Below are 20,970 nucleotides of genomic sequence, written 5' to 3' on the forward strand. Positions count from 1 at the left end.
AAACAAAAAAGGATACCGCAGTATCCTTTTTTGTTTGCTATCAAAGCTAATAAATAACCCTATTCTAGTGATGCTCACCAGGAAGGATTTTTGCAAAGGCACGCTGAGCAAGGTTTGGTTTGGCATCTGCCGTTTGCGCCGCTGACGAATTTGGAAAGAGACGATAGCCGATAGACTGAATACCCACATTGATCGCTGGTGCTAAGGAGTAAGTGGCTGAAGCAAACTTGCCCATATGACTGGCAATACTGTTTGGTTTTTTGACGATGGCCTCTGCCACCATCATTGCCGCCTCATCAGGCATGAGTGCTGGCATATAACGATACAGCTTAGTGGGTGCAATCATCGGCGTGCGCACCAACGGCATGAAGATGTTGGTAACCGTGATGTTATGACCTTTTACTTCTGCCGCCAAACAGCGGCTAAAAGCATCTAACGCTGCTTTTGATGCCACATAAGCTGAGAAGCGCGGACTGTTTGCCAATACGCCAATCGATGAGATATTGACGATTTGACCAGATTTGCGCCCTATCATTACTGGCAAAAAGCCAAGAATGGTTTTGACGGCACCAAAGTAGTTGATATCCATGGTACGTTCAAAATCATGGAAGCGGTCAAAAGACTCGTGAACTGAACGGCGAATGGAGCGACCAGCATTGTTTACCAATACATCAACATGGTCAAATTCTGCTAAAACCTGCTTAGTTGTGTTTTCGATATCATCCATATTGGTCAAGTCACATACATAATAACTGGCCTGTCCACCAAGCGTTTGAATCGCTTCTTGAACTCTTTTTAGCTTCTCTTCAGTACGTGCCAGCAAGATGACATGAGCACCGCATTCACTGAGTAAAAACGCTGTACGTTCACCAATACCGCTTGAAGCGCCAGTAATAATGATATTTTTGCCTTTAACTTTTCTTTTGATGGTTTTTTTTGAGAGCTTGGCCATAAAACGTCCTTGTAATATTTATACTGTTGATGATACTGCCATTCATACTCAAGCATTGACATCGACACTTCGTTTCAATGCTCTTTTTGTAGCATAGCAAAATTATATTGTCTTGAGTTAACAATGTTAACGTATATTTTTTGTAATATGATGATTATTGACCAATCGCATAAACCTGACAAGTCTACTGATTCTCATTGACTATCAGAATTTATTAACCATGCGGTAGACCGCGCTTTTGGCGCGTTATATCAGTCTAACTGCCAGATCTGTTGCATTTGTCAGCGTGCTGATTGTGTTCTTTGGGCTGTTTTATGCATTTTTGAAATAGAGAACCTTTATTCATGAGCGTGCAAAAACGCTTCCACCACACGGAATTGTCCAGCGGTGCTCTCCTCGCCATACATCGCTTGGCGAAAAGCGTTGGAGTTTGGGATACCAGTGGTGTACCAAGCGATATGCTTGCGCGCGATACGGCAGCCAGAATACTCACCGTAGAAGCCATATAGCTCTTGTAAATGCGCCAGCACAATCTCTTTTATTTCGCCAACGCTAGGTGCATCAAGGTTTTCTCCCGTTCGCAAAAAGTGCCCGATATCACGAAACAGCCACGGCTGTCCTTGGGCAGCACGTCCAACCATCACCGCATCACAGCCCGTCAGCTCATAGACTCGCTGCGCTTTTTGCGCACTATCGATATCGCCATTGGCTATCACTGGAATGTTGATGCTTTCTTTAACTTCACGTATCAGCTCATAACGTGCCTCGCCTGTATACATATCTTCACGCGTGCGCCCATGAATGGCAATGGCAGCAATGCCTGCTTGCTCAGCCCGCTTCGCCACTCGCAGGATATTCTCGCGGCCATTCTCAAAGCCCAAGCGCGTTTTTAATGTTACGGGCGCATTGACACTATTTACCGCAGCATCTAACAAACGCGCGACCAAGTCTTCGTCTTGCAGCAGCGCAGAACCTGCCAGCTTACGGCAAACCTTTTTTGCAGGACAGCCCATATTGATATCGATAATCTGTGCACCATTATCAATCTGATAGCGCGCCGCTTCAGCGAGTTTATCTGGCTCTGCCCCTGCTATCTGCGCAGAGATAGGCGCAATCTCATTATCGAAATTTGCACGATACAGCGACTTTTTACGCGCATAGAGCGCAGTATCGGCAATGATCATCTCGCTGACTGCGTGACCTGCACCAAAGGATTTGCATAGTCTGCGAAAAGGATTGTCCGTCACCCCTGCCATCGGCGCGACCATCAGACGGTTTTCAATCGTCAACCCACCGATGGTCAACGGTCGTAACAGTGGATGGTCATCAGTAGTGTTGACTGACGCTTGATAAGACACTGGATTATTTATAGGCATAAAAAACGGCTTGATTCATGATGAAAACAAGCCGTTATTCTAAGGGTTCTTAACTTTAATGCAAGCCATTCACAAGAATAACTTGCACTGACGAATCCTCAATTTTAATAGCCAAACCAACTATTTATCAAATACACTGCCCTGCTCAAGCGTCAGATCTTCATCATGCTGCTGCATGCGCCATGGCAGGCTGTCAGGCGATACATTCAAGAAATGTAGATACTTCTCAAACTGGTCAATGATATCGTTAATCACTGATTCTGACTGATAACCATACAAGTCATAAGTTTGACCCCCTCGGCGCAGATAGACCTCGGCGCGATGATAGTGCTCTTGCGGTAAATTATCTGCCATCTCTTCCGTATAGTAGTCTGGCAACTCATGTTCGGACAAACGTACCTCATACCAAAACTCGACGTCATCACCACGTTGCAGCTCAAGTACGGCACGGTTATTGACCTCATCATAATTAACCTCAGGTATCCAGCCAGTTTCCGCAAACTTCTCTGAGACCTCCGTCATGGATGGCATGACCACCTCTTTGATATAAGCCAATACATTGTCGCGGGTGGGCTGCTCGGTGATATAGTCAATGCGATCACGCCATGCTGAAGGCTTCAGCAGATGCGGTGGCAACCTGTTGTCTTTATCCAAACTTTGATTACGATGCCCCTCTATACGTAGCGCACGCCACATACCAAAGATAGCAATCAATATAATAATGGCAAAAGGTAACGCACTGACAATCGCTGCCGTTTGTAAGGCGGTGAGTCCACCAGCAAGCAACAAGACAGAGGCCACCGCACCTTCCGTCACTACCCAAAAAGAGCGCTGCCACCAAGGCGTATCACTACGGCCGCCTGCTGCTAGCGAATCAATGACCAACGAACCTGAGTCCGACGAGGTCACAAAAAAGGTAATAATTAACAAAACCGTTAACGAGGAAACAAACTCAGTAAAAGGTAGGTTTTCTAATAATTTAAATAGTGCAATCGCTTGGTTGTTTTGCACTTCGGTGATTAACGAGGTATAACCATCGTTCATAATCATACTGAGCGCCGTATCACCAAACACCGCAAACCAAAAGAAGGTAAAGAAAGTAGGCACCAACATCACGCCAAAAACAAACTCACGAATGGTGCGACCACGGCTAATCTTGGCGATAAACAGACCGACAAAAGGCGCCCAGGCGATCGTCCATGCAAAGATAAACAAGGTCCAATTACTGATCCAATCACTGAGCTGATACGCTTGCAAGCTAAAGGTACGCTCAACGATATTACCCAGATAACTGCCCGTGTTTTCCATAAAAGCGTTCAGAATAAATATCGTCGGACCAACAATAAAGACAAAAATCATTAAGGCTGTCGCAAGCACCATATTTAGAATCGATAAGCGCTTTACGCCTTTATCCATGCCCGCTAATACCGAAACCAGCGCCGCTACGGTTATTAGCGCAATGGTAATGACCTGCACGGTCGTACTGACTGGAATCAAATCTGGCAATAGATAATTCATGCCCGCATTAATTTGCGATACCGACAAACCCAAACTGGTGGCAATACCGAACATGGTGCCCAAAATAGCAAACACATCCACCGTATGACCGATAGGGCCATAGATTTTATCCCCAATCAGCGGATATAGCGTTGAGCGCATGGAGAGCGGCAAACCATGGCGAAATGAGAAATAGGCCAGTGACAAACCGACTACGCCATAAATCGCCCAAATATGAAAGCCCCAATGAAAATAAGCAATCTGCATGGCTTCTTTTGCCGCGGCAATCGTTTGCGGCTCAGACAAGGGTGGACTAGCAAAATGCAGCACTGGTTCAGCGACGCCAAAGAACAATAAGGCAATACCGTAACCAGCCGAAAACAGCATGGCGAACCATTCAAGAAACTTGTATTCAGCCTCTCCATGGTCAGGGCCAAGCTTAATACTGCCATAAGGCGAAAACGCCAGCACAATGATAAACATCAAAAATATCGCCACGGCCAGCATATAAAACCAGCCAAACGTCTCTGTGATGTAATTGAGCACATCACTGAACAATGCGCCTGCTGCTTCTGGATTGATAGACGTACCAATCACCAATAAAATCATAACAACGGCTGCAGGTATGAATACCGGCAGCAGGATAGTAGAGCGAGGTAACTTACTCATAAAAGATAATGTCCTCAAATTAAAAGCGCTTTTACTGAATGAAAAAGTCATCTGTAAAGGCAAAATGGAGCAAATGCGCCCAATAAAGGATATTTTGTACCATACTATTTAAGTGAACCCCAGATAGAAACTGGGTTTGTAACACTACTTTAACGATTGTTACATGAATATTACCAATAATAAACGAGAAACAAAAAAGGCAGCTTGCTAGCTGCCTCGTTATCTCTTATAGGAGTCTATTAATACTTAGGAATCTATTAGTACTGGTATCAATGATTAAGACGCGATTGCAGCGGCTAGCTGCTTGGCCATCTCAGCAAGCTCACCCTGATCTGCTTGTGTCACTGCATGACGACCCAGCTCATGGATATTGGATGGAATCAGGTGTACATGGTAGTGGAATACCGTCTGACCTGCTTGCGAGCCATTCAGCTGCATTTGAATGATGCCTTCACGCTCAAAAACCTGACGCTGCGCCTGCATCACTTTTTTAGAGGTCATCAATACCGCCGCCGCATATTCTGGCTCAAGGTCAACCAAATCAACGGCTTTTTGCTTTGGGATCACCAATACATGACCTTCTGCTTGTGGCATGATGTCCATAAAGGCGAGGGTTTTATCATCTTCATAAACCTTATGATAAGGAATCTCACCGTTTAGCATTTTTGCAAAAATATTATTATCGTCGTATGTAGTTTGATTGTTTTGACTCATTTTTATTCCCTTAGTTATTTTAAAGTTGTTTGTTTGACACTGTTTATTTAACATTGTTTGTTTGAAATGTTTTGACAGCTTTTAGCGCGAGTTGCTGCATCACTAATATAGTGGACGAAATCAGGGTTAAGCACAAGATGCAGCCGTCGTTATTAGTAGTTAATCACAGTAACCCATGCAGACAGGTGCAGGTTTGCAAACTCGTATCATAACAGTCACAACACATGAATTTATTGGCGTGCACGCCCCATTCAATGTTATATTAAGCCTTCACTTTGCTCATGTTAGGTTTATCAATTTGACCACTTTACCTACTCAGTTATCGTCCAATTCTGATTCTAATACCTTATTATCTATAACTACAGAATCAGCGCCCATAGACATAGAGGTGCCAGATAATAGTGCCAGTCCCAAGCTTGTCGATCCAAATGCTATTATCTTAGCGGAAGCCTTGACAGATAACGCTATCAGCTGGCGCATTCATAATTGTAAAGTCACTGAAAAGACCGTCACGCAAGACAAGCCATTGCCGTTCCTATATCACTATGATAGCTTAGACGATACGATCAAACAGGCCAACCCTTTGACGCCTGAGCTGCTGGCGCACTTTAATACGCCGATGACACCAAACGCGGCAGCAAAGCTTATCGGTATTGAAGAAGGTATCATAGCCAGCCCTTGGCATGTCAAAATCATTGGCTCATTAGTCGTATTTAGCGAAGCGCTGCAGTTGGCAGTGCGATTGCACTGGACCAATACAGGCAAAGCGACGCAGCAAATATACACTCAAAATCAAGCCGATGCTATTAGCGCTGCCTTTAAAGACTGGCAGTTTTTTGGTCGTGTGGATGTTCTGTATAAAAATAACAAGCAAACCCTAGTCAGTATCGATGAGCAACCATCTAAGACTCACTCGCAACCAGCTGAAGCGCTATTGACGATTGAGCCTAGCAGCGACTATCAGCAGCTAGTGGCCAACCATGCACTGGCAGTCATTATCAAACTGGAAGCAGATAAAGTCGATTTGCCTTGGTTTGATAAAGCCATATTGGAGCGTCTTGAGTAGTCCCTTGCTTACTGATTTTATTAGCGAATCATTTTCAGTTACTCATATCTAATGGTATGGTAACGGCCTAGTATTATTCACTAGTCTTCACACTGTATAAAAAGCACACTATCAACATCAAAGCTGAGGCTGCTCATTTTAATTAACCTCGTCTATTTGTAAGGAATATCACATGGATTATCGCTCAAAAACCTCTACCGGTGGTCGTAATATGGCAGGTGCCCGCGCGCTATGGCGTGCGACTGGCATGACAGATGATGACTTTGGCAAGCCGATTATTGCGATTGCCAACTCCTTCACTCAATTTGTCCCTGGTCACGTACATTTAAAAGACTTAGGTCAAATGGTCGCGCGCGAGATAGAAAGCGTCGGCGGCGTGGCAAAAGAGTTTAATACCATTGCTGTCGATGATGGCATCGCCATGGGACACAGCGGTATGTTGTATTCGCTACCAAGTCGTGACCTTATTGCTGACTCGGTTGAATACATGGTCAATGCTCACTGTGCCGATGCCTTAGTTTGTATCTCGAACTGCGACAAAATCACTCCTGGCATGCTAATGGCCGCCATGCGTCTGAACATTCCTGTTGTTTTTGTCTCTGGCGGACCGATGGAAGCTGGTAAGGTCATCGCTAGCACTGTTGCCCAAAGCCACAACAACGATGGCGGCAGCGACTCACACGGCACTGATAGTAAAGGCAATGCGATTCGTAAGCTGGATCTCGTCGACGCCATGATGGACGCTGCTGACGACAGTATCAGTGATGAAGACGTATTGGCGATTGAAAGCTCAGCCTGCCCGACTTGCGGCTCGTGCTCTGGTATGTTTACCGCCAACTCAATGAACTGTTTGACTGAAGCCTTAGGTTTGTCTCTACCTGGTAATGGCTCGCTACTCGCGACGCACTCTTTACGTCGTGAGCTATTCTTAGAAGCGGGTCGTACGATTGTTGATTTGGCCAAGCGCCGCTATGAGCAAGACGATGATTCAGTACTGCCGCGCTCTATCGCGACCAAAGCCGCGTTTGAAAATGCGATGAGTCTAGATATTGCGATGGGCGGTTCCACCAACACCATCTTGCATCTACTCGCTGCTGCCAATGAAGCAGAAGTTGATTTCAAAATGGCCGATATTGACCGTTTGAGCCGCGGTGTGCCTTGTCTTTCTAAGGTTGCCCCTGCTTCGCAAAAATATCATATGGAAGATGTGCACCGTGCTGGCGGTGTGATGGCGCTACTGGCCGAGCTTGACCGTGCTGGCTTACTCACCACTGATATACCGACCATCCATAGTCCTTCGATGAAAGCAGCCATCGATAAATGGGATATCATGAATCCTGACAACCTTGAGGCGCGTGCACGTTATATCGCCGCTCCTGGTGGGGTACGTACCACGCAAGCTTTCTCGCAGTCACAAGAATGGCCAAACCTCGACGTCAACCGTGAGTCTGGTTGTATTCGTAGTGTTAAGCATGCTTATTCAGAAGATGGCGGTCTTGCAGTGCTCTACGGCAACATCGCTGAGCGTGGCTGCGTGGTCAAAACCGCAGGTGTCGATGAGAGCATCTTAACCTTTACAGGACGCGCACGTATATTTGAGTCACAAGACGCGGCTGTAGCTGCTGTCCTTGATGATCAAATCGTGGCAGGAGATGTCGTTATCATCCGTTATGAAGGGCCAAAAGGAGGTCCTGGCATGCAAGAGATGCTCTATCCAACCACTTATCTAAAGTCTAAAGGCTTAGGTAAAGAATGTGCGCTGCTAACGGACGGTCGTTTCTCTGGTGGTACCTCAGGTCTATCGATCGGTCATGCCAGCCCAGAAGCGGCTGAAGGCGGTGCGATTGGTTTGGTCGAAGAAGGCGATACCATTCATATCGATATACCAAACCGTACCATCAATATGCAGGTCAGTGATGAAGATCTAGCTGCCCGCCGCGCTGCCATGGAAGCCCGTGGCCGTGATGCTTGGAAACCAGTTAGCCGCGAGCGTCACGTCTCGCCTGCACTACGTGCTTATGCTGCGATGACTACTAGCGCTGATACTGGCGCGGTACGTGATGTCAGTCAAGTCGAGCGTTAAGCTTGATCTCTTATTAATACCTTTCTTCTTATCACAAAAAAACCAGCATTTAAATGCTGGTTTTTTTTGTAGCAGCTGCATTAAAGGGTGTCATCAATATACGCTAACAAAGCTTCCGTCAGCGCAAACTGACGTATATCATTCAGCATGGTCACATCAAAATTATGCACGAAGGCAAACGATAATTGCCGTGTAGGGTCACACCATGCAACCGAGCCATTATAGCCCATATGACCAAAACCCGACTCAGCATCAGTATTATCACCAATACTAAATAATCGATGATAGCCCAAACGCCAATTCATATGCGCAGGCATGACGGCATCTCGACCACTCACTTGTGGCGTCGCTAGTTGCGCGAATGTCGCTGCATCAATAAGCGTTTGTCCTTGCCATGTGCCGCCGTTAGCGAGTAGCGCATACACCCTTGCCAACGCTTGGGCAGAAGCGACGCCATTGGCGGCAGGAATCACGGCCTGCATGGTCAGCTTGTCATGATAATCAATAGGCTGCTTGTTAGCAGGTACCAGTGCCGCTCTATAGTTACTGGCATTGATAGCAGCATGATCAAAATATAAGCGATTGATTTTATTGGCGCTTAGCCTCTCGTTAGCCGACTCAAGATTGCTGTCAGTACTGGCAAGCTGTTGCCAACGCTGATAACTTGGCAAGCTGGCATAAGTCGCCAATGTCTGCTCAGAGTCCGGCTTTAAGGTCGGCTTATGGCGTTTGCTACGCAATTGGCCACTGTCTGCTTTTGACGTCTCAAAATCTTTGACCAGTTTGGCAACCTCATCTACTTTATTATCTGGCACTCCAAAATAGCAGCTATCAGCGATGCCTAACGGCTCTGTCAAATAACGCTGTAACGCATCAGCAAGCGACATATCAGTGACAGCTTCTATCAGGCCCCCAACTATCCAGCCATACACCAAGGCACTATAGGAAGAATCATAAGCGCTGGCATTATCAGGCTCAGTGATTGGCATGGCTGCGACTTTTGCTAGCATCGCCTCCCAATCAAGAAAGGTTTCGCTATCGGCATCGATAGAATTAAGCGCAAATAAGTTGGCTTGATGCGACAGCACAGCACGTAGCGTGATGTCTGCTTTGCCATTATTGGCAAATGCTGCCCAGTAATCAGCGATCGGCTTATCATAGTCAAGCAAGCCGTTTGACACTAATACATGCACCAACGTCGCGAGCACGCCTTTACCAGTCGAAAAATTAATGGACAGCGTATCTGACTGCCAAGGCTTATCCGCCTGCGCCATACCCACACTTGCCTTTGCGATGCAGTTACCCGCTTGATAAACAACCAATGAACCGCCCGCGGGCGCATCATCTAGCTGCAAGTCAGTCAGTAACTGTTGCAATTTCTGTTGGATTTCAGCATTAATAAAACTACGCTGTTGATGACTTTTTTTATCATTGTTGTCTGTCATTGTGGCTCCATTCGTTATTATGATCTGTTGAACATTCAATTATTGGAACTGCGGATAATAAAACAGGCCACCAACTGGTCGCCCGTTTTTAAACTATATACTTTTTTTAGTGACCGATACGACTGTTTTTTAACGCGGCACTAATAGTCGATTATGCACTTCTTGCTCAAGGCTATCATCCAACCCATGACTACGCCCACGCTCCATCGCAGTGTCCATCTTACGCCCACGTAACCAACCTGCACGTAATGCCATTGCCGCTCCAGCACGATTGCCAGATCCACAGTGCATGGCAACTTTTTTGCCATGGTATTGACGCAATATATTATCAAACGCCAATATCTTGAGCTGCTTTAAATCATCTGCACCGCCTATTGGAAGCTGCTCGTAATACATACCTGCTTGCCTCACTGCTGCCGCTTCATCAAAACTAAGCTCCTCATCAGGCTGCAAGTTGATGACGAGCTCAACCCCTGCTTTTGCTAAGGCAGTTATTTTTTCATCATCAAGCGCACCGCAAACGATGGTTTGATTGTCAGGACGGAAATAAGGATCTAAAGAGTTGGCAAGATCAATACCGTTATCCGCGTCGTTGTTGGCAGCGTCATTAGCGGTCGATTCAGAATGAGTGTGTTGAGTCATGGTCATAATTTTAAAAGTAATAATATTAAGGAAAATGGGTTGATTAGGAGCTATTTAGAATTCAGCTATCGTACTGATAGCTGAACTTTATACAGCTTGTAGCAGTTTTTATGCGTCGTCTGCAAGCAGCTTGATATCACCCGCTAGATGCGGCTTATCGTTTTTGGAACTATACAAGCCAAAATGACAAACATCCTCTGGCGTCTCAAGCTTAACGACTGGCTCTGCTATCAGCTCCACTTCCGCTGGCAAGAAAATCGGTAGCTTGAAAGAAACCTCAACGCTGCAAGCATCAGGCAAATCTCCCATCATCGCCAAGCATTTCGCTTTGGACCACATGCCATGAGCAATGGCTTTAGGGAAACCAAACGCCCGTGCTGATAATGAGTGTAAATGAATGAGATTAAAATCTCCTGAAATAAAGGCATAGCGACGGCCGATATCTTCTGGTACTTCAAAGACACTATGTACCCCATCAGCATCAGGAATTGGCTTGACCGTTACAGGACGCGGCTTACTCTTAGCACCTTTCTTAGTATCAGGCTTTTTGCCGCGAGCCAAATAAGTCGAGGTTCCTTGCCAAATAGTCTCGTCTTGAGACTTGATGGTAGTCACAAAATCAAACTGCTGACCTTGCGCATGGTCGCGTAAATTATCAAACGCCACCGACATACTGACCGTCTCACGCTCACCGATAGGACGATACTGAGTGACACTGTTATCGACATGCACCAAACCTAACATCGCAAATGGAAACGGCTCTTTGACCATCATATTCATTTGTAACGCCTGCGATAGCACCGAAAAATAGGTAATAGGCACTTTACCATTGTCAGCAAAACCACAGATTTTGCGATAGTCTTTGAGGTTACTCTGATCAATGTGCAAATCATTTACATAATAAGTCGCTTGCGGTAACTCATCTTTACCGACTTTGGCATTATCACCGATAGGCAACAAGCTTTTGATAATATTAGCGTAAGTGGTATGCGCTTTTGGCAACGCATCATAATGTTTATCTGACATAAATCAATCCTAAGTGTGGGGCTTAAACAAAGTATTTTTAGCCCAACTATTGAGCCATTGCGTATCTCTTACAGCTCTCAGCAAGCTTAACAACTTGACCTAAAATGATCATTATAATCGACAGGATGGCTGAATACAAAAGTTGTAAACACTGGTTGAGCGTATTGTTGCTGTGTTTTTATCATAAAAAGCCGCCCTTGGGCAGCTTTTTCACTGTCAATTGATATTTTTTGGTAAGTATTTGTGATTAATTTAAATAAACACCAATAATATCAGAGTCTTAGTTATAAACAACTACTATTAAGCACCGAGCAAGCTTTGACCACAGACACGTACTATATTGCCATTGAGGCCGCCGGATGCAGGAGAAGCTAACCAAGCAATGGTTTCAGCCACGTCGACAGGTAATCCACCTTGGCTCATTGAGTTCATACGGCGACCCGCTTCACGAATGGCAAATGGAATCGCTTCTGTCATCTGAGTTTCGATGAACCCTGGAGCAACCGCATTAATCGTCATGCCTTTGTCATTGTCTGCCAATTGTTTGGCAGTCGCATCGACCAATCCAATCACGCCAGCTTTAGAGGTCGCATAGTTGGTTTGACCTAGGTTACCTGCGATACCCGAGATTGACGAGACACAAACGATGCGCGCATCATTCTTTAGGACGTTATTGTCAAGTAAGTAGCGGTTGATCTTAGCGATACTGGCAAGGTTGATATTGATGACCATGTCCCACTTCTGCTCATCCATTTTTGCCAGCGTCTTATCACGGGTTACACCAGCATTATGGATAATAGCATCAAGACCCCCGCGTTTTTCGGCAGCATCTGCAATCTGTGCGCCCGCATCATCACTGGTGATATCTACCATCAACGTCGAACCACTGATTTCGCTTGCGACTTTTTGTAGGTCCGCTTGCTGCTGCGGCACGTCAAGACAGATCACATGCGCGCCTTCACGAGCCAATACGCGAGCCATGGCTTCACCGATACCGCGGCTTGCGCCAGTGACCAGCATGGTTTTGCCGCCCAGTGGCTGCGTCCAATCTACTTCTACAGCCGATCCTTGACCGACACGTACTACCTGACCTGATACATAGGCTGAGCGTGCTGAAGTAAAGAAACGCAGCGTCGAATCCAGGTTTGACTCAGCACCTTTTGAGACATAGATCAATTGCGCGGTGATACCACGTTTGAACTCTTTACCAACAGACTTCACAAACCCTTCAAGCGCACGCTGAGCTAGTGCCGTATCGATATCTGTAATCTCTTCAGGTGGGCGGCCAATGATAATCACCCGACCTGACTTGTCCACGCGGCGCGCGACAAAATGAAAGAACTCATAAACTTGCTTTAGCTCATCTGCATTGCTCACGTTACTGGCATCAAACAGCAGCACTTTGAACTTATCTTCACTGCCCGTATTGGCTTTGGCGTCGATGTTTGCATCAGCAAGTGCGTCTTTGATGCTATCACTGCTATTCACAAAAACTTCAGTATGCAAATCAGACAAAATACGAGCGACTGATTGGCTCACACTTTTATCATCACCAGTGGCTGAGCCAACCAAGACACTACCGCGTACCAAACGCTCACCGCTCTCAAAGCGATCAAGGGTTACTGGTAGCGGTAAACCTAAGTTTTTAGCAACTTTTTTACCAATAGAAGATTGTACAAAATTACCATAACGATCTGACATAAAATACTCCTGTTCTTGTGAATGAAAATATTGATTGATAGTTATAAAATGAATGTACCTTAAATAAACATACCTTTAATAAACGTGCCTAGTGCCTATATTAATATACCTATATAGGTACAACTATTAAGAATGCAGCCATTATAAAGGCTCATTGTCACCACGATTATTAATAATTATTAGTCTTTAGTAAGTAAGCTTCAAGCCGTCACAACTATACACACCTAGTGCAAGCATGTCCAAAAGTCAAGGATATACATGATAACCAATGAATATGTCAATAGCTGTCAATAAAAGGGACAAAACGAGTCAGTTACTTTCTCTCTATTAAAAAAACTTGCGCTTATGTTAGAATCAAGCCTAGAAGTTATGGCTAAGATAAACATTGATAACAATATATTATCAGATAAGTGTTCAAGCAATACTAATAATTAATACTGACCAGTGCACATATTTAATGTTTACTTAGCTTCTAACATACGTTATTTAACTTGTTATAGTCATATAATGGCATGGTAAAAATTAGTATCATCAGGCATTAATATTCTATAAGTGGATACCCTGTCCTACTCTACTTATCATACTTTTTACTTATCATAATATTTAACTATTTTCGTTTTTTGTCATAACCTTGCTTATTGTTGTTTTACACCATATTTGCCTCTACTTTTTATCACTCCATTTACACCCACTCTTTTTTAAGGATAATTTTATGAGTAACAAAAAAGACAGTCCGATCGTTGAAAGCTCAGTTGTAAAAAGCTCCGTTGTCAAAAAAACTGCTGCAGCAACTGACAACAAACAAGCCAGTGCTCAAACCAAAGGCAGCACTAAAAAAAACACTGACAACTATGACTCAATCGCTGAGCTCAAAAAAGCGACCGACATCGTTGATGAGAGTGCAAAAGATAATACTACCGATAGCCAAGCTCAGAAAAAAGCCAAGCTTAAAGATGAGTTAATCAACGAATCCAAAGAAGCGAGCGCTATGGAAACTGAGACTGACGCTAGCGCTACCAAAAAACCAGCATCAAAAACCAATGAACAGAGTGAGAAAAAGATGGAAGATACGACCGCAAAAAAACCAACGACTGCTGCTAAAAGCACTGCATCTACAAAAAGCGCTGCCGCTACGAAAACTGCTACCAAAAAGACCACCAGCACTGCTGCTAAAAAGACAACACGTACCGCTAAAAAAACCAATAACTCTAAACTGAGTGCTGGTCAACATCGCGTTGCTATCTTAGGTGCTAACCGTATTCCTTTTGCACGTTCAAACGGCCCATACTCAGATGCCAGCAACACTGACATGCTGACAGCTGCGCTTAACGGTTTGGTAGAGCGTTACAACCTAGAAGGTGAGCGTATGGGTGAAGTGGTCGCAGGCGCCGTACTTAAGCTTAGCCGTGACTTAAACCTAACTCGTGAAGCCGCTCTTAATACGGCTTTGGATCCGCACACGCCAACTTATGATGTCTCTCAAGCTTGTGGTACTGGCTTGCAAGCGACCTTTACCGCAGCGAACAAAATCGCACTTGGCATCATCGACTCAGCCATTACGGGCGGTGTTGATACCACCTCAGACGCTCCGATCTCTATCGGTGACGGCCTACGCAAAGTCATTCTAAAACTAGGCGCAGCCAAGAATAATAAGCAACGCCTGCAAGCACTGACGGGCTTTAATCCAAAAGACTTAATCGAGTCACCACAAAACGGTGAGCCACGTACAGGTTTATCTATGGGCGACCATCAAGCCATCACTGCGCTTGAGTGGAACATCAGCCGTGAAGCGCAAGATGAATTGGCATTCAATAGCCATAAAAACCTAGCGCGTGCTTATGATGAAGGCTTCTTCGATGACTTGATTTCTCCCTATAAAGGTCTAACCCGCGACAATAACTTGCGTCCAGACTCTACCATCGAAAAAATGGGCAAGCTCAAGCCTGTATTCGGCAAAAACAACGCCAATCCAACGATGACTGCTGCCAACTCTACCCCATTAACTGATGGTGCTTCTTGTGTATTACTCGGTACAGATGAGTGGGCAAAAGAGCGTGGACTTAAGCCGCTTGCCTACATCGTACATCAAGAGACTGCTGCGGTTGACTTCATCGGTAAAGACGGCGACAAAGAAGGCCTACTCATGGCACCAGCTTATGCTGTACCACGTATGCTTGAGCGTGCAGGCCTGACTTTGCAAGATTTCGACTTCTATGAGATTCATGAAGCCTTTGCCTCACAAGTCTTATCAACACTTGCTGCCTGGGAAGATGAAACTTTCTGCCAAGAGCGCTTAGGTCTTGATGCGCCACTAGGCTCTATCGACCGCAGCAAACTGAACGTCAATGGTTCATCACTGGCTGCTGGTCACCCATTTGCAGCAACTGGCGGACGTATTTTAGCAACTGCTGCTAAGCTACTGGATCAAAAAGGCTCAGGCCGCGTTTTGATTTCAATTTGTGCTGCTGGTGGCCAAGGTGTGACTTGTATTCTAGAGAAGTAACTTTCTATGCAAGCCGCTATGCAAGCCACTCCAGATAAGCCTCTCTATGAAGCACTGTAGAGACCATAATTGGCTTGCTAGTACAAGAAGTTAGCTGATTTAGTTGGCTTATTAGACTCCCTTTAATCTTAGGATTAAAGGGTGTTTTTTTATTTATAGTCGACAATACTTAGACCAAATACCCTACATAATAAAAGCTATAGTCAAGGAATTTTAAAATCACTATAAGGCGACCGACCGCAGATAGTACACTAATACCAAACCCAAAAAGTACGATTAACTTTGTCAAACTTGCTAAGTCTACTAGGAATAGTACTTGCACAAGTTTTCCGCGTTACTCTAATTTTTGGGAATAGTATAAGCACCTCTAGGGCGGATAACACAGTAGCGGTTTAAAAGTGCTCCGACTATATGGAACAGTTAATCTCTATTACAGACTCCACATCAAGATATGCTAAAGTAGATAATACATAAAGCAAAATTGAATATCAGGAGTGTAGTATGTCAAGGATACCTTCAACAACCAATCCTGAGTCCTTAACGCCGCAAGAATATAACGAACTTAGCAAGCCTGAGCGGAACTGTTTCATCGGACGGATGGATAAAGAGATATTCAATGATGAGCTGCGGCGCAAAATGCACCAAGACTTAATCGATAGCTATGATGAAGAGCTGGAAAACGAGATTGACGACTATGTGCGCGACTTTCGGTTTGATGGAATCGAGGTGACAGAACAAGAAAGAATAGATCGTCGAACCTATTTTCAAGAGCTGCTACGTTTGCAGCGTGAGCTGATCAAGCTGCAAGATTGGGTGGTCGAGCATGGTGAACGTATTGTCGTGATATTCGAAGGCCGCGACTCAGCAGGTAAAGGCGGCGCGATTAAGCGCATCACGCAACGCCTCAATCCACGTGTCTGCCGCGTTGCTGCTCTGCCTGCGCCGACTGAGCGCGAGCAATCACAGTGGTACTTTCAGCGCTATGTAGCGCACCTCCCAGCGGCTGGTGAGATCGTATTATTTGATCGGAGCTGGTATAACCGTGTGGGCGTTGAGCGGGTCATGGGTTTTTGTACTGATGCGCAGTATGAGGAGTTTTTTCAATCAGTACCAGAGTTTGAGCGCATGCTGGTACGTTCTGGCATTCGCTTGGTGAAGTATTGGTTTTCGATAACAGATGATGAGCAGCATTCGCGCTTTATGAGCCGAATCCATGACCCGCTAAAACAGTGGAAGCTCTCAGCCATGGACTTGCAATCACGACGACGCTGGGAAGACTATACCAAAGCCAAAGAGACCATGTTTGAGCGCACTCACATCCCAGAAGCCCCTTGGTGGGTCGTTGAAGGCAACAACAAAAAACGCGCGCGCTTAAATTGTATTGCCCACCTACTCGATCAAATCCCTTATAAAGAAATACCGCGCGAAGAGGTTGAGCTACCCGATCGTAAGCGCGATGATGAGTACTATCGAGAGCCTATTCCTGACGATATGTATGTGCCGCCGCGTTACTAAGGCCTGATGCGATAAAGTAGCAGTAAAGACTCATTCTGGCATTATTGTGTGGCTTTCAAAATATCTGAATGATTCTACATCTTGTCAGTCAATGAATTTTTTAGGCTTAGAATTACATTGTATAGGTCGCTAGCTGACTATCAATCTTACCTGCTAATAAGCGCTCGACCTCATGTTTAATCCTTTGACCAGCCACATCCGTACCAATCTGCACGGCAAACCCTGCTGGACGATTGGCTTGGGATTTTTGATTGATCCAAACCACTTTACCGTTCATTGGTAAGCGCTCGCTTGAGTTGGGCAAAGTCACAGCGACGAACACCTCATCTCCAAGCTCCTGTTTACGGCTCGTAGGCACAAACAAAGCGCCATTATCCACAAAAGATAAGTAGCTGGCGTACAGCTTGTCGATATCCTCAATGTGACAGGTAAGAATCCCGCCACGTCCTTGCATAGCCATAGTCAGCTCCTTGTTCAGATTTATTAGTTAGAGTAGTCAGATACGTTTTTTGAAACTCTTTTAATTACACTTCTAGTATTAAGATGTGCTTTACCTAATTTACAACCGTGCTAACTGTTGCATCAGATTATCATAAGCAAACTTTTCTTGCACGTTTTGCTGCAGCGCGGTTTTTATCTGTTGTAGATCCATCGTCAGTGCCTCTAATGCACTATCGGCTGGTGGATAAGAAGCTAACACTGCTGATAGATCAATGTCGTTTTGACTGCTCACAAGCCCTAAGCAGACGCGGCGAATATCAAGCAGCATCAGCTCAGTAAGCTTGATAAAATCTGGCAAACTGAGCTGAGTTTGCCAATAGTCACTTGCCGCTACCGCACTGCGTTTACCACTACGCAATGCCTGCCAAGTAGTCAACCAAAGCGCACGCTTGCTATACCATGCTGCCTTTGCCAGATCTATCGCTGCTAACGGCGCACCATTCGCCAGTTGCAGCAACTGCTCAATTTGAGTCGGACTCACTGCCTCACGATTGACCGTACTGCCGAGCTGATGCGTGACATAGTCTAGGGCAATAGAAGGTACGATGGTCTGTAATGGCAATTGCTGGACGCGGCTCTTAATCGTCGGTAGCAGCTTGGCTGGCATATCACTGATTAAAAACAAATGCACCTGTGCTTGCGGCTCTTCCAACGTTTTTAGCAAGGCATTGGCAGCGGCAATGGTCATTTGCTCAGCATGATCCAATACGCAAATCCGCATGCCCTGCCCACCTTGATAGATAAAAGGTTGCAACGCGCGAATGTCATCTACTTTTATCGTCAGCGCCGCACTGCTCGCAGCTTTTGAAGATTTTTTATCTGCTTTGGCTTTTTTGCCAGAATGACCTGAGGCTGCACTATTTTCTCGACTTTCAGCACTAATAGGCATACTGGCGATAGGTAACACTTGCAGGCTTGGATGCGTGCCAGATTTTAGCCATTGGCAACTCTCGCAGCTACCACAGGCGCCAAGCGGATTCTGGTCACGATTACGACATAGCAGCCAAGCGACCAAGCGCCATACAAAAGCGCGCTTGCCCATTCCTTGCATGCCAGCGGCAAGTAAGGCATGCGGTAAATTGTGCGGCGGTGTAGACACTCGCTTGGTAAGCTGTGTCCATAGTGTTTGCTGCCATGGCAAAAGCGGTGCAAAATAAATACTCTCTGTTATATCTGTCGTATTTTCTATATCTACCATTTCGCTCACGCCTGCTGTTTCATAATTTACTATATGTTTTAGGGGCTATTTATCAGTGTATATCAGTTTGAAACTCACTCAGCGCCAGCGCATTTAAGCGATCCAAATCTTCTTGAGTATCCACACCAGCAGGCAGATGAACAGAGGCTTGGGCGATCGCAATCATGCCGCCATTTTCTAGCACGCGTAGTTGCTCTAAACTTTCAAGCGTTTCAAGCGGGGTTTGTGGCCAGTGAATGTACTGCTGCAATAGGCTGACACGATAGGCGTACAAGCCTAAGTGTCGATAAGCGTTTTTTGGTGCAAATTGCTCTGCTGTGTCTAGATTACCCGCAGCCACTGCTAGCGCCACCTCACGATCACAAGGAATCGGAGCGCGACTAAAATAAAGCGCCCGTTGTTTATTGTCAATCGTCGCACTCACGACTTTGACCACCGACGGTCTTGTAAAAGTCTCATAATCTGCAATAGGCTCGTACAAAGTTGCCATGACGCTCTCGCTATCTTGCAGCAACAACGTCTTTACTTGCTCCAATAATAGCGGTGGTACCAGCGGCTCATCGCCTTGCATATTGATGATAATATCATCATCCGCCCAGCCTTTTATCGCAGCGACTTCAGCTAAGCGATCGGTGCCTGACTCATGCGTCGCGCTCGTCATGACGACCTCATAGCCTGCATCAGCGCAGACCTTAGCAATACGCTCATCGTCGGTGGCAATACACATATCATCGGCAAAGTCTGCCGCTTGAGCCTTTTCAGCGACCCACAATATCATGGGTTTACCATGGATGCTTAATAGCGGCTTACCTGGCAGGCGCGTGCTTTTAAAGCGTGCAGGAATGACAATATGAGTTTTGGCAGATACTGGTGCAGTCGACATAGATGATTCCTATCATAAACAGGTAATACATATTAATTTAAACAGTCTTTACTTAAGTAGCGATTCAAATATCGGCATAGTAATACCAAATCTTGTTAGTTGCTGTTGTAAGGTCTGATAGCAAGCATCCGATAGCTCGGCAGTCACGGGTAACACCCATAATCGACTGACAAGGTCTTGATACTCATCATTTATATTTTTTTCAGCGGCAGTCTTCAGTAGTATCGTTCTTATTTTCACCGCATCTTTACTGGTCACAATGATGGGATACTGACTATATTGCAGCAGCTCAGTCAAACTAAAATCATGATGGTCAGGATAAGGATGCTCGATGACTTCAAAACCAAGCGTATTGAGCGTAGCAAAAAAACGCTGTGGATAGCCAATACCGCTAACGGCATGTACTAACTCACCTGCTTTAGGTGCTGAAGTAACCGCTGATGAAATAACCTCATCTAGCCCGTGACTGTCATGTTTGGATAATAAAAGATGCAAACCATCTGGTTGCAACTGCATGGTCAAACTCTTATTTGAATGCTGGTCTAAACCTCCACTTCGCTCAGATGCTAGTTCTACATCTGGTTTTTTATGATAAATAACCGTCGCAGCTGTCAAACGTGCCATTGGTTCACGTAAAAACCCTGTTGGTAATAACTGCTGATTGCCAAAGCCACGCGCGACATCTACCACGATCCATTCAATATCACGTTGCAGAGCATAATGCTGCAAGCCATCATCGGCAATAATCAGCTGCAAATCAGGATGCACAGCCAGCAAGGTTTCGATGGCTTGCTGGCGATTGGGACATACGGCCATTGGCACCGCAGTCATATTGACAATTAAGCAGGGCTCATCGCCCACAGCACTTGGTAGGCTCTCTTTGGTCACTAATGCTGGCATCTGGTTGCTATCGCCCCCATAGCCACGACTGATCACTCCGACCTTGATACCTTGCTGCTGCAAATAATCAACCAAGGTTATGATTAAGGGGGTTTTACCGCTACCGCCCACCGTGATATTACCTATCACCATCACAGGTACTGGTGCGCGAAAGCTTGCAAACCATCCTAACTTATAAGCCTGATGCCTCAGCCATATTAAGCCGCCATACAGCCAACTGACAGGTAGCAGCAACCACAACCAAGCTGCTTTGCGCTGCCAAGCACGTGTGATCGCCGTCTCAATACTCATCTGTTATC

The 20,970-nt window shown here is 45.5% G+C and carries 16 protein-coding genes; 4 read left to right on the plus strand and 12 right to left on the minus strand.

Annotated elements, in window-relative coordinates:
* Window positions 1–64 precede the first annotated feature (64 nt).
* The 4 genes from JMX03_RS09405 to JMX03_RS09420 form a co-directional block, all read right to left on the minus strand.
* The gene (locus JMX03_RS09405) at window positions 65–952 is read right to left on the minus strand and encodes an SDR family NAD(P)-dependent oxidoreductase (RefSeq protein ID WP_201596375.1); all 888 of its coding nucleotides are present in this window, start codon (window positions 950–952) and stop codon (window positions 65–67) included.
* A 338-nt stretch (window positions 953–1,290) separates the two neighbouring features.
* Entirely contained in the window at window positions 1,291–2,328 is a 1,038-nt protein-coding gene (gene dusB / locus JMX03_RS09410; protein ID WP_201596377.1) for a tRNA dihydrouridine synthase DusB, read from the minus strand.
* 120 nt (window positions 2,329–2,448) lie between these two features.
* Complete coding sequence (locus JMX03_RS09415) at window positions 2,449–4,494, minus strand: BCCT family transporter (RefSeq protein WP_201596379.1); 2,046 nt, start codon at window positions 4,492–4,494, stop codon at window positions 2,449–2,451.
* 276 nt (window positions 4,495–4,770) lie between these two features.
* Entirely contained in the window at window positions 4,771–5,208 is a 438-nt protein-coding gene (locus tag JMX03_RS09420; RefSeq protein ID WP_201574321.1) for an HIT family protein, read from the minus strand.
* A gap of 298 nt (window positions 5,209–5,506) precedes the next feature.
* Here JMX03_RS09420 and JMX03_RS09425 point away from each other — a divergent pair, with 298 nt between their 5' ends.
* Both JMX03_RS09425 and ilvD read left to right on the plus strand, forming a co-directional pair.
* A complete protein-coding gene (locus JMX03_RS09425; protein ID WP_227695576.1) occupies window positions 5,507–6,274 on the plus strand; it encodes a hypothetical protein in 768 nt (255 codons plus the stop codon).
* Window positions 6,275–6,446: 172 nt separating this feature from the next.
* A complete protein-coding gene (gene ilvD, locus JMX03_RS09430; protein ID WP_201596381.1) occupies window positions 6,447–8,357 on the plus strand; it encodes a dihydroxy-acid dehydratase in 1,911 nt (636 codons plus the stop codon).
* Between the two features lie 80 nt (window positions 8,358–8,437).
* Here the strand turns inward: ilvD and JMX03_RS09435 are convergent, their stop codons facing one another.
* The 4 genes from JMX03_RS09435 to JMX03_RS09450 form a co-directional block, all read right to left on the minus strand.
* Complete coding sequence (locus tag JMX03_RS09435; RefSeq protein ID WP_201596383.1) at window positions 8,438–9,802, minus strand: serine hydrolase domain-containing protein; 1,365 nt, start codon at window positions 9,800–9,802, stop codon at window positions 8,438–8,440.
* A 129-nt stretch (window positions 9,803–9,931) separates the two neighbouring features.
* A complete protein-coding gene (locus JMX03_RS09440) occupies window positions 9,932–10,444 on the minus strand; it encodes a beta-lactamase hydrolase domain-containing protein (RefSeq protein WP_201596385.1) in 513 nt (170 codons plus the stop codon).
* A gap of 108 nt (window positions 10,445–10,552) precedes the next feature.
* A complete protein-coding gene (locus tag JMX03_RS09445; RefSeq protein WP_201574316.1) occupies window positions 10,553–11,470 on the minus strand; it encodes a MaoC family dehydratase in 918 nt (305 codons plus the stop codon).
* Between the two features lie 300 nt (window positions 11,471–11,770).
* Window positions 11,771–13,171 carry a 3-oxoacyl-ACP reductase gene (locus JMX03_RS09450; protein WP_201574315.1) on the minus strand — a complete coding sequence of 467 codons (1,401 nt, stop codon included), beginning with the start codon at window positions 13,169–13,171 and terminating at the stop codon, window positions 11,771–11,773.
* A 988-nt stretch (window positions 13,172–14,159) separates the two neighbouring features.
* Here JMX03_RS09450 and JMX03_RS09455 point away from each other — a divergent pair.
* Both JMX03_RS09455 and ppk2 read left to right on the plus strand, forming a co-directional pair.
* Complete coding sequence (locus tag JMX03_RS09455; RefSeq protein ID WP_227695923.1) at window positions 14,160–15,674, plus strand: acetyl-CoA C-acetyltransferase; 1,515 nt, start codon at window positions 14,160–14,162, stop codon at window positions 15,672–15,674.
* Window positions 15,675–16,175: 501 nt separating this feature from the next.
* A complete protein-coding gene (gene ppk2 / locus JMX03_RS09460; RefSeq protein ID WP_265090474.1) occupies window positions 16,176–17,189 on the plus strand; it encodes a polyphosphate kinase 2 in 1,014 nt (337 codons plus the stop codon).
* Between the two features lie 112 nt (window positions 17,190–17,301).
* Here ppk2 and JMX03_RS09465 read toward each other — a convergent pair whose 3' ends face one another.
* From JMX03_RS09465 to lpxK, 4 genes are all read right to left on the minus strand, one after another.
* Window positions 17,302–17,649 (minus strand): PilZ domain-containing protein, encoded by a 348-nt coding sequence (locus tag JMX03_RS09465; RefSeq protein ID WP_201574314.1) that lies wholly within the window; start codon window positions 17,647–17,649, stop codon window positions 17,302–17,304.
* A 99-nt stretch (window positions 17,650–17,748) separates the two neighbouring features.
* The gene (locus JMX03_RS09470) at window positions 17,749–18,888 is read right to left on the minus strand and encodes a DNA polymerase III subunit delta' (RefSeq protein ID WP_201596387.1); all 1,140 of its coding nucleotides are present in this window, start codon (window positions 18,886–18,888) and stop codon (window positions 17,749–17,751) included.
* A gap of 52 nt (window positions 18,889–18,940) precedes the next feature.
* A complete protein-coding gene (gene kdsB, locus JMX03_RS09475; protein ID WP_201596389.1) occupies window positions 18,941–19,771 on the minus strand; it encodes a 3-deoxy-manno-octulosonate cytidylyltransferase in 831 nt (276 codons plus the stop codon).
* A gap of 48 nt (window positions 19,772–19,819) precedes the next feature.
* Complete coding sequence (lpxK, locus tag JMX03_RS09480) at window positions 19,820–20,962, minus strand: tetraacyldisaccharide 4'-kinase (protein WP_201596391.1); 1,143 nt, start codon at window positions 20,960–20,962, stop codon at window positions 19,820–19,822.
* Window positions 20,963–20,970 lie beyond the last annotated feature (8 nt).

It is taken from the genome of Psychrobacter fulvigenes (assembly GCF_904846155.1).
Taxonomy (GTDB): domain Bacteria; phylum Pseudomonadota; class Gammaproteobacteria; order Pseudomonadales; family Moraxellaceae; genus Psychrobacter; species Psychrobacter fulvigenes.

Coding starts and splice junctions, on each gene's coding strand:
- JMX03_RS09405 (WP_201596375.1), bottom strand. CDS start 952: ATGGCCAAGCTCTCAAAAAAAACCATCAAAAGAAAAGTTAAAGGCAAA.
- dusB (WP_201596377.1), bottom strand. CDS start 2,328: ATGCCTATAAATAATCCAGTGTCTTATCAAGCGTCAGTCAACACTACT.
- JMX03_RS09415 (WP_201596379.1), bottom strand. CDS start 4,494: ATGAGTAAGTTACCTCGCTCTACTATCCTGCTGCCGGTATTCATACCT.
- JMX03_RS09420 (WP_201574321.1), bottom strand. CDS start 5,208: ATGAGTCAAAACAATCAAACTACATACGACGATAATAATATTTTTGCA.
- ilvD (WP_201596381.1), top strand. CDS start 6,447: ATGGATTATCGCTCAAAAACCTCTACCGGTGGTCGTAATATGGCAGGT.
- JMX03_RS09435 (WP_201596383.1), bottom strand. CDS start 9,802: ATGACAGACAACAATGATAAAAAAAGTCATCAACAGCGTAGTTTTATT.
- JMX03_RS09440 (WP_201596385.1), bottom strand. CDS start 10,444: ATGACTCAACACACTCATTCTGAATCGACCGCTAATGACGCTGCCAAC.
- JMX03_RS09445 (WP_201574316.1), bottom strand. CDS start 11,470: ATGTCAGATAAACATTATGATGCGTTGCCAAAAGCGCATACCACTTAC.
- JMX03_RS09450 (WP_201574315.1), bottom strand. CDS start 13,171: ATGTCAGATCGTTATGGTAATTTTGTACAATCTTCTATTGGTAAAAAA.
- JMX03_RS09455 (WP_227695923.1), top strand. CDS start 14,160: ATGGAAACTGAGACTGACGCTAGCGCTACCAAAAAACCAGCATCAAAA.
- ppk2 (WP_265090474.1), top strand. CDS start 16,176: ATGTCAAGGATACCTTCAACAACCAATCCTGAGTCCTTAACGCCGCAA.
- JMX03_RS09465 (WP_201574314.1), bottom strand. CDS start 17,649: ATGGCTATGCAAGGACGTGGCGGGATTCTTACCTGTCACATTGAGGAT.
- JMX03_RS09470 (WP_201596387.1), bottom strand. CDS start 18,888: ATGGTAGATATAGAAAATACGACAGATATAACAGAGAGTATTTATTTT.
- kdsB (WP_201596389.1), bottom strand. CDS start 19,771: ATGTCGACTGCACCAGTATCTGCCAAAACTCATATTGTCATTCCTGCA.
- lpxK (WP_201596391.1), bottom strand. CDS start 20,962: ATGAGTATTGAGACGGCGATCACACGTGCTTGGCAGCGCAAAGCAGCT.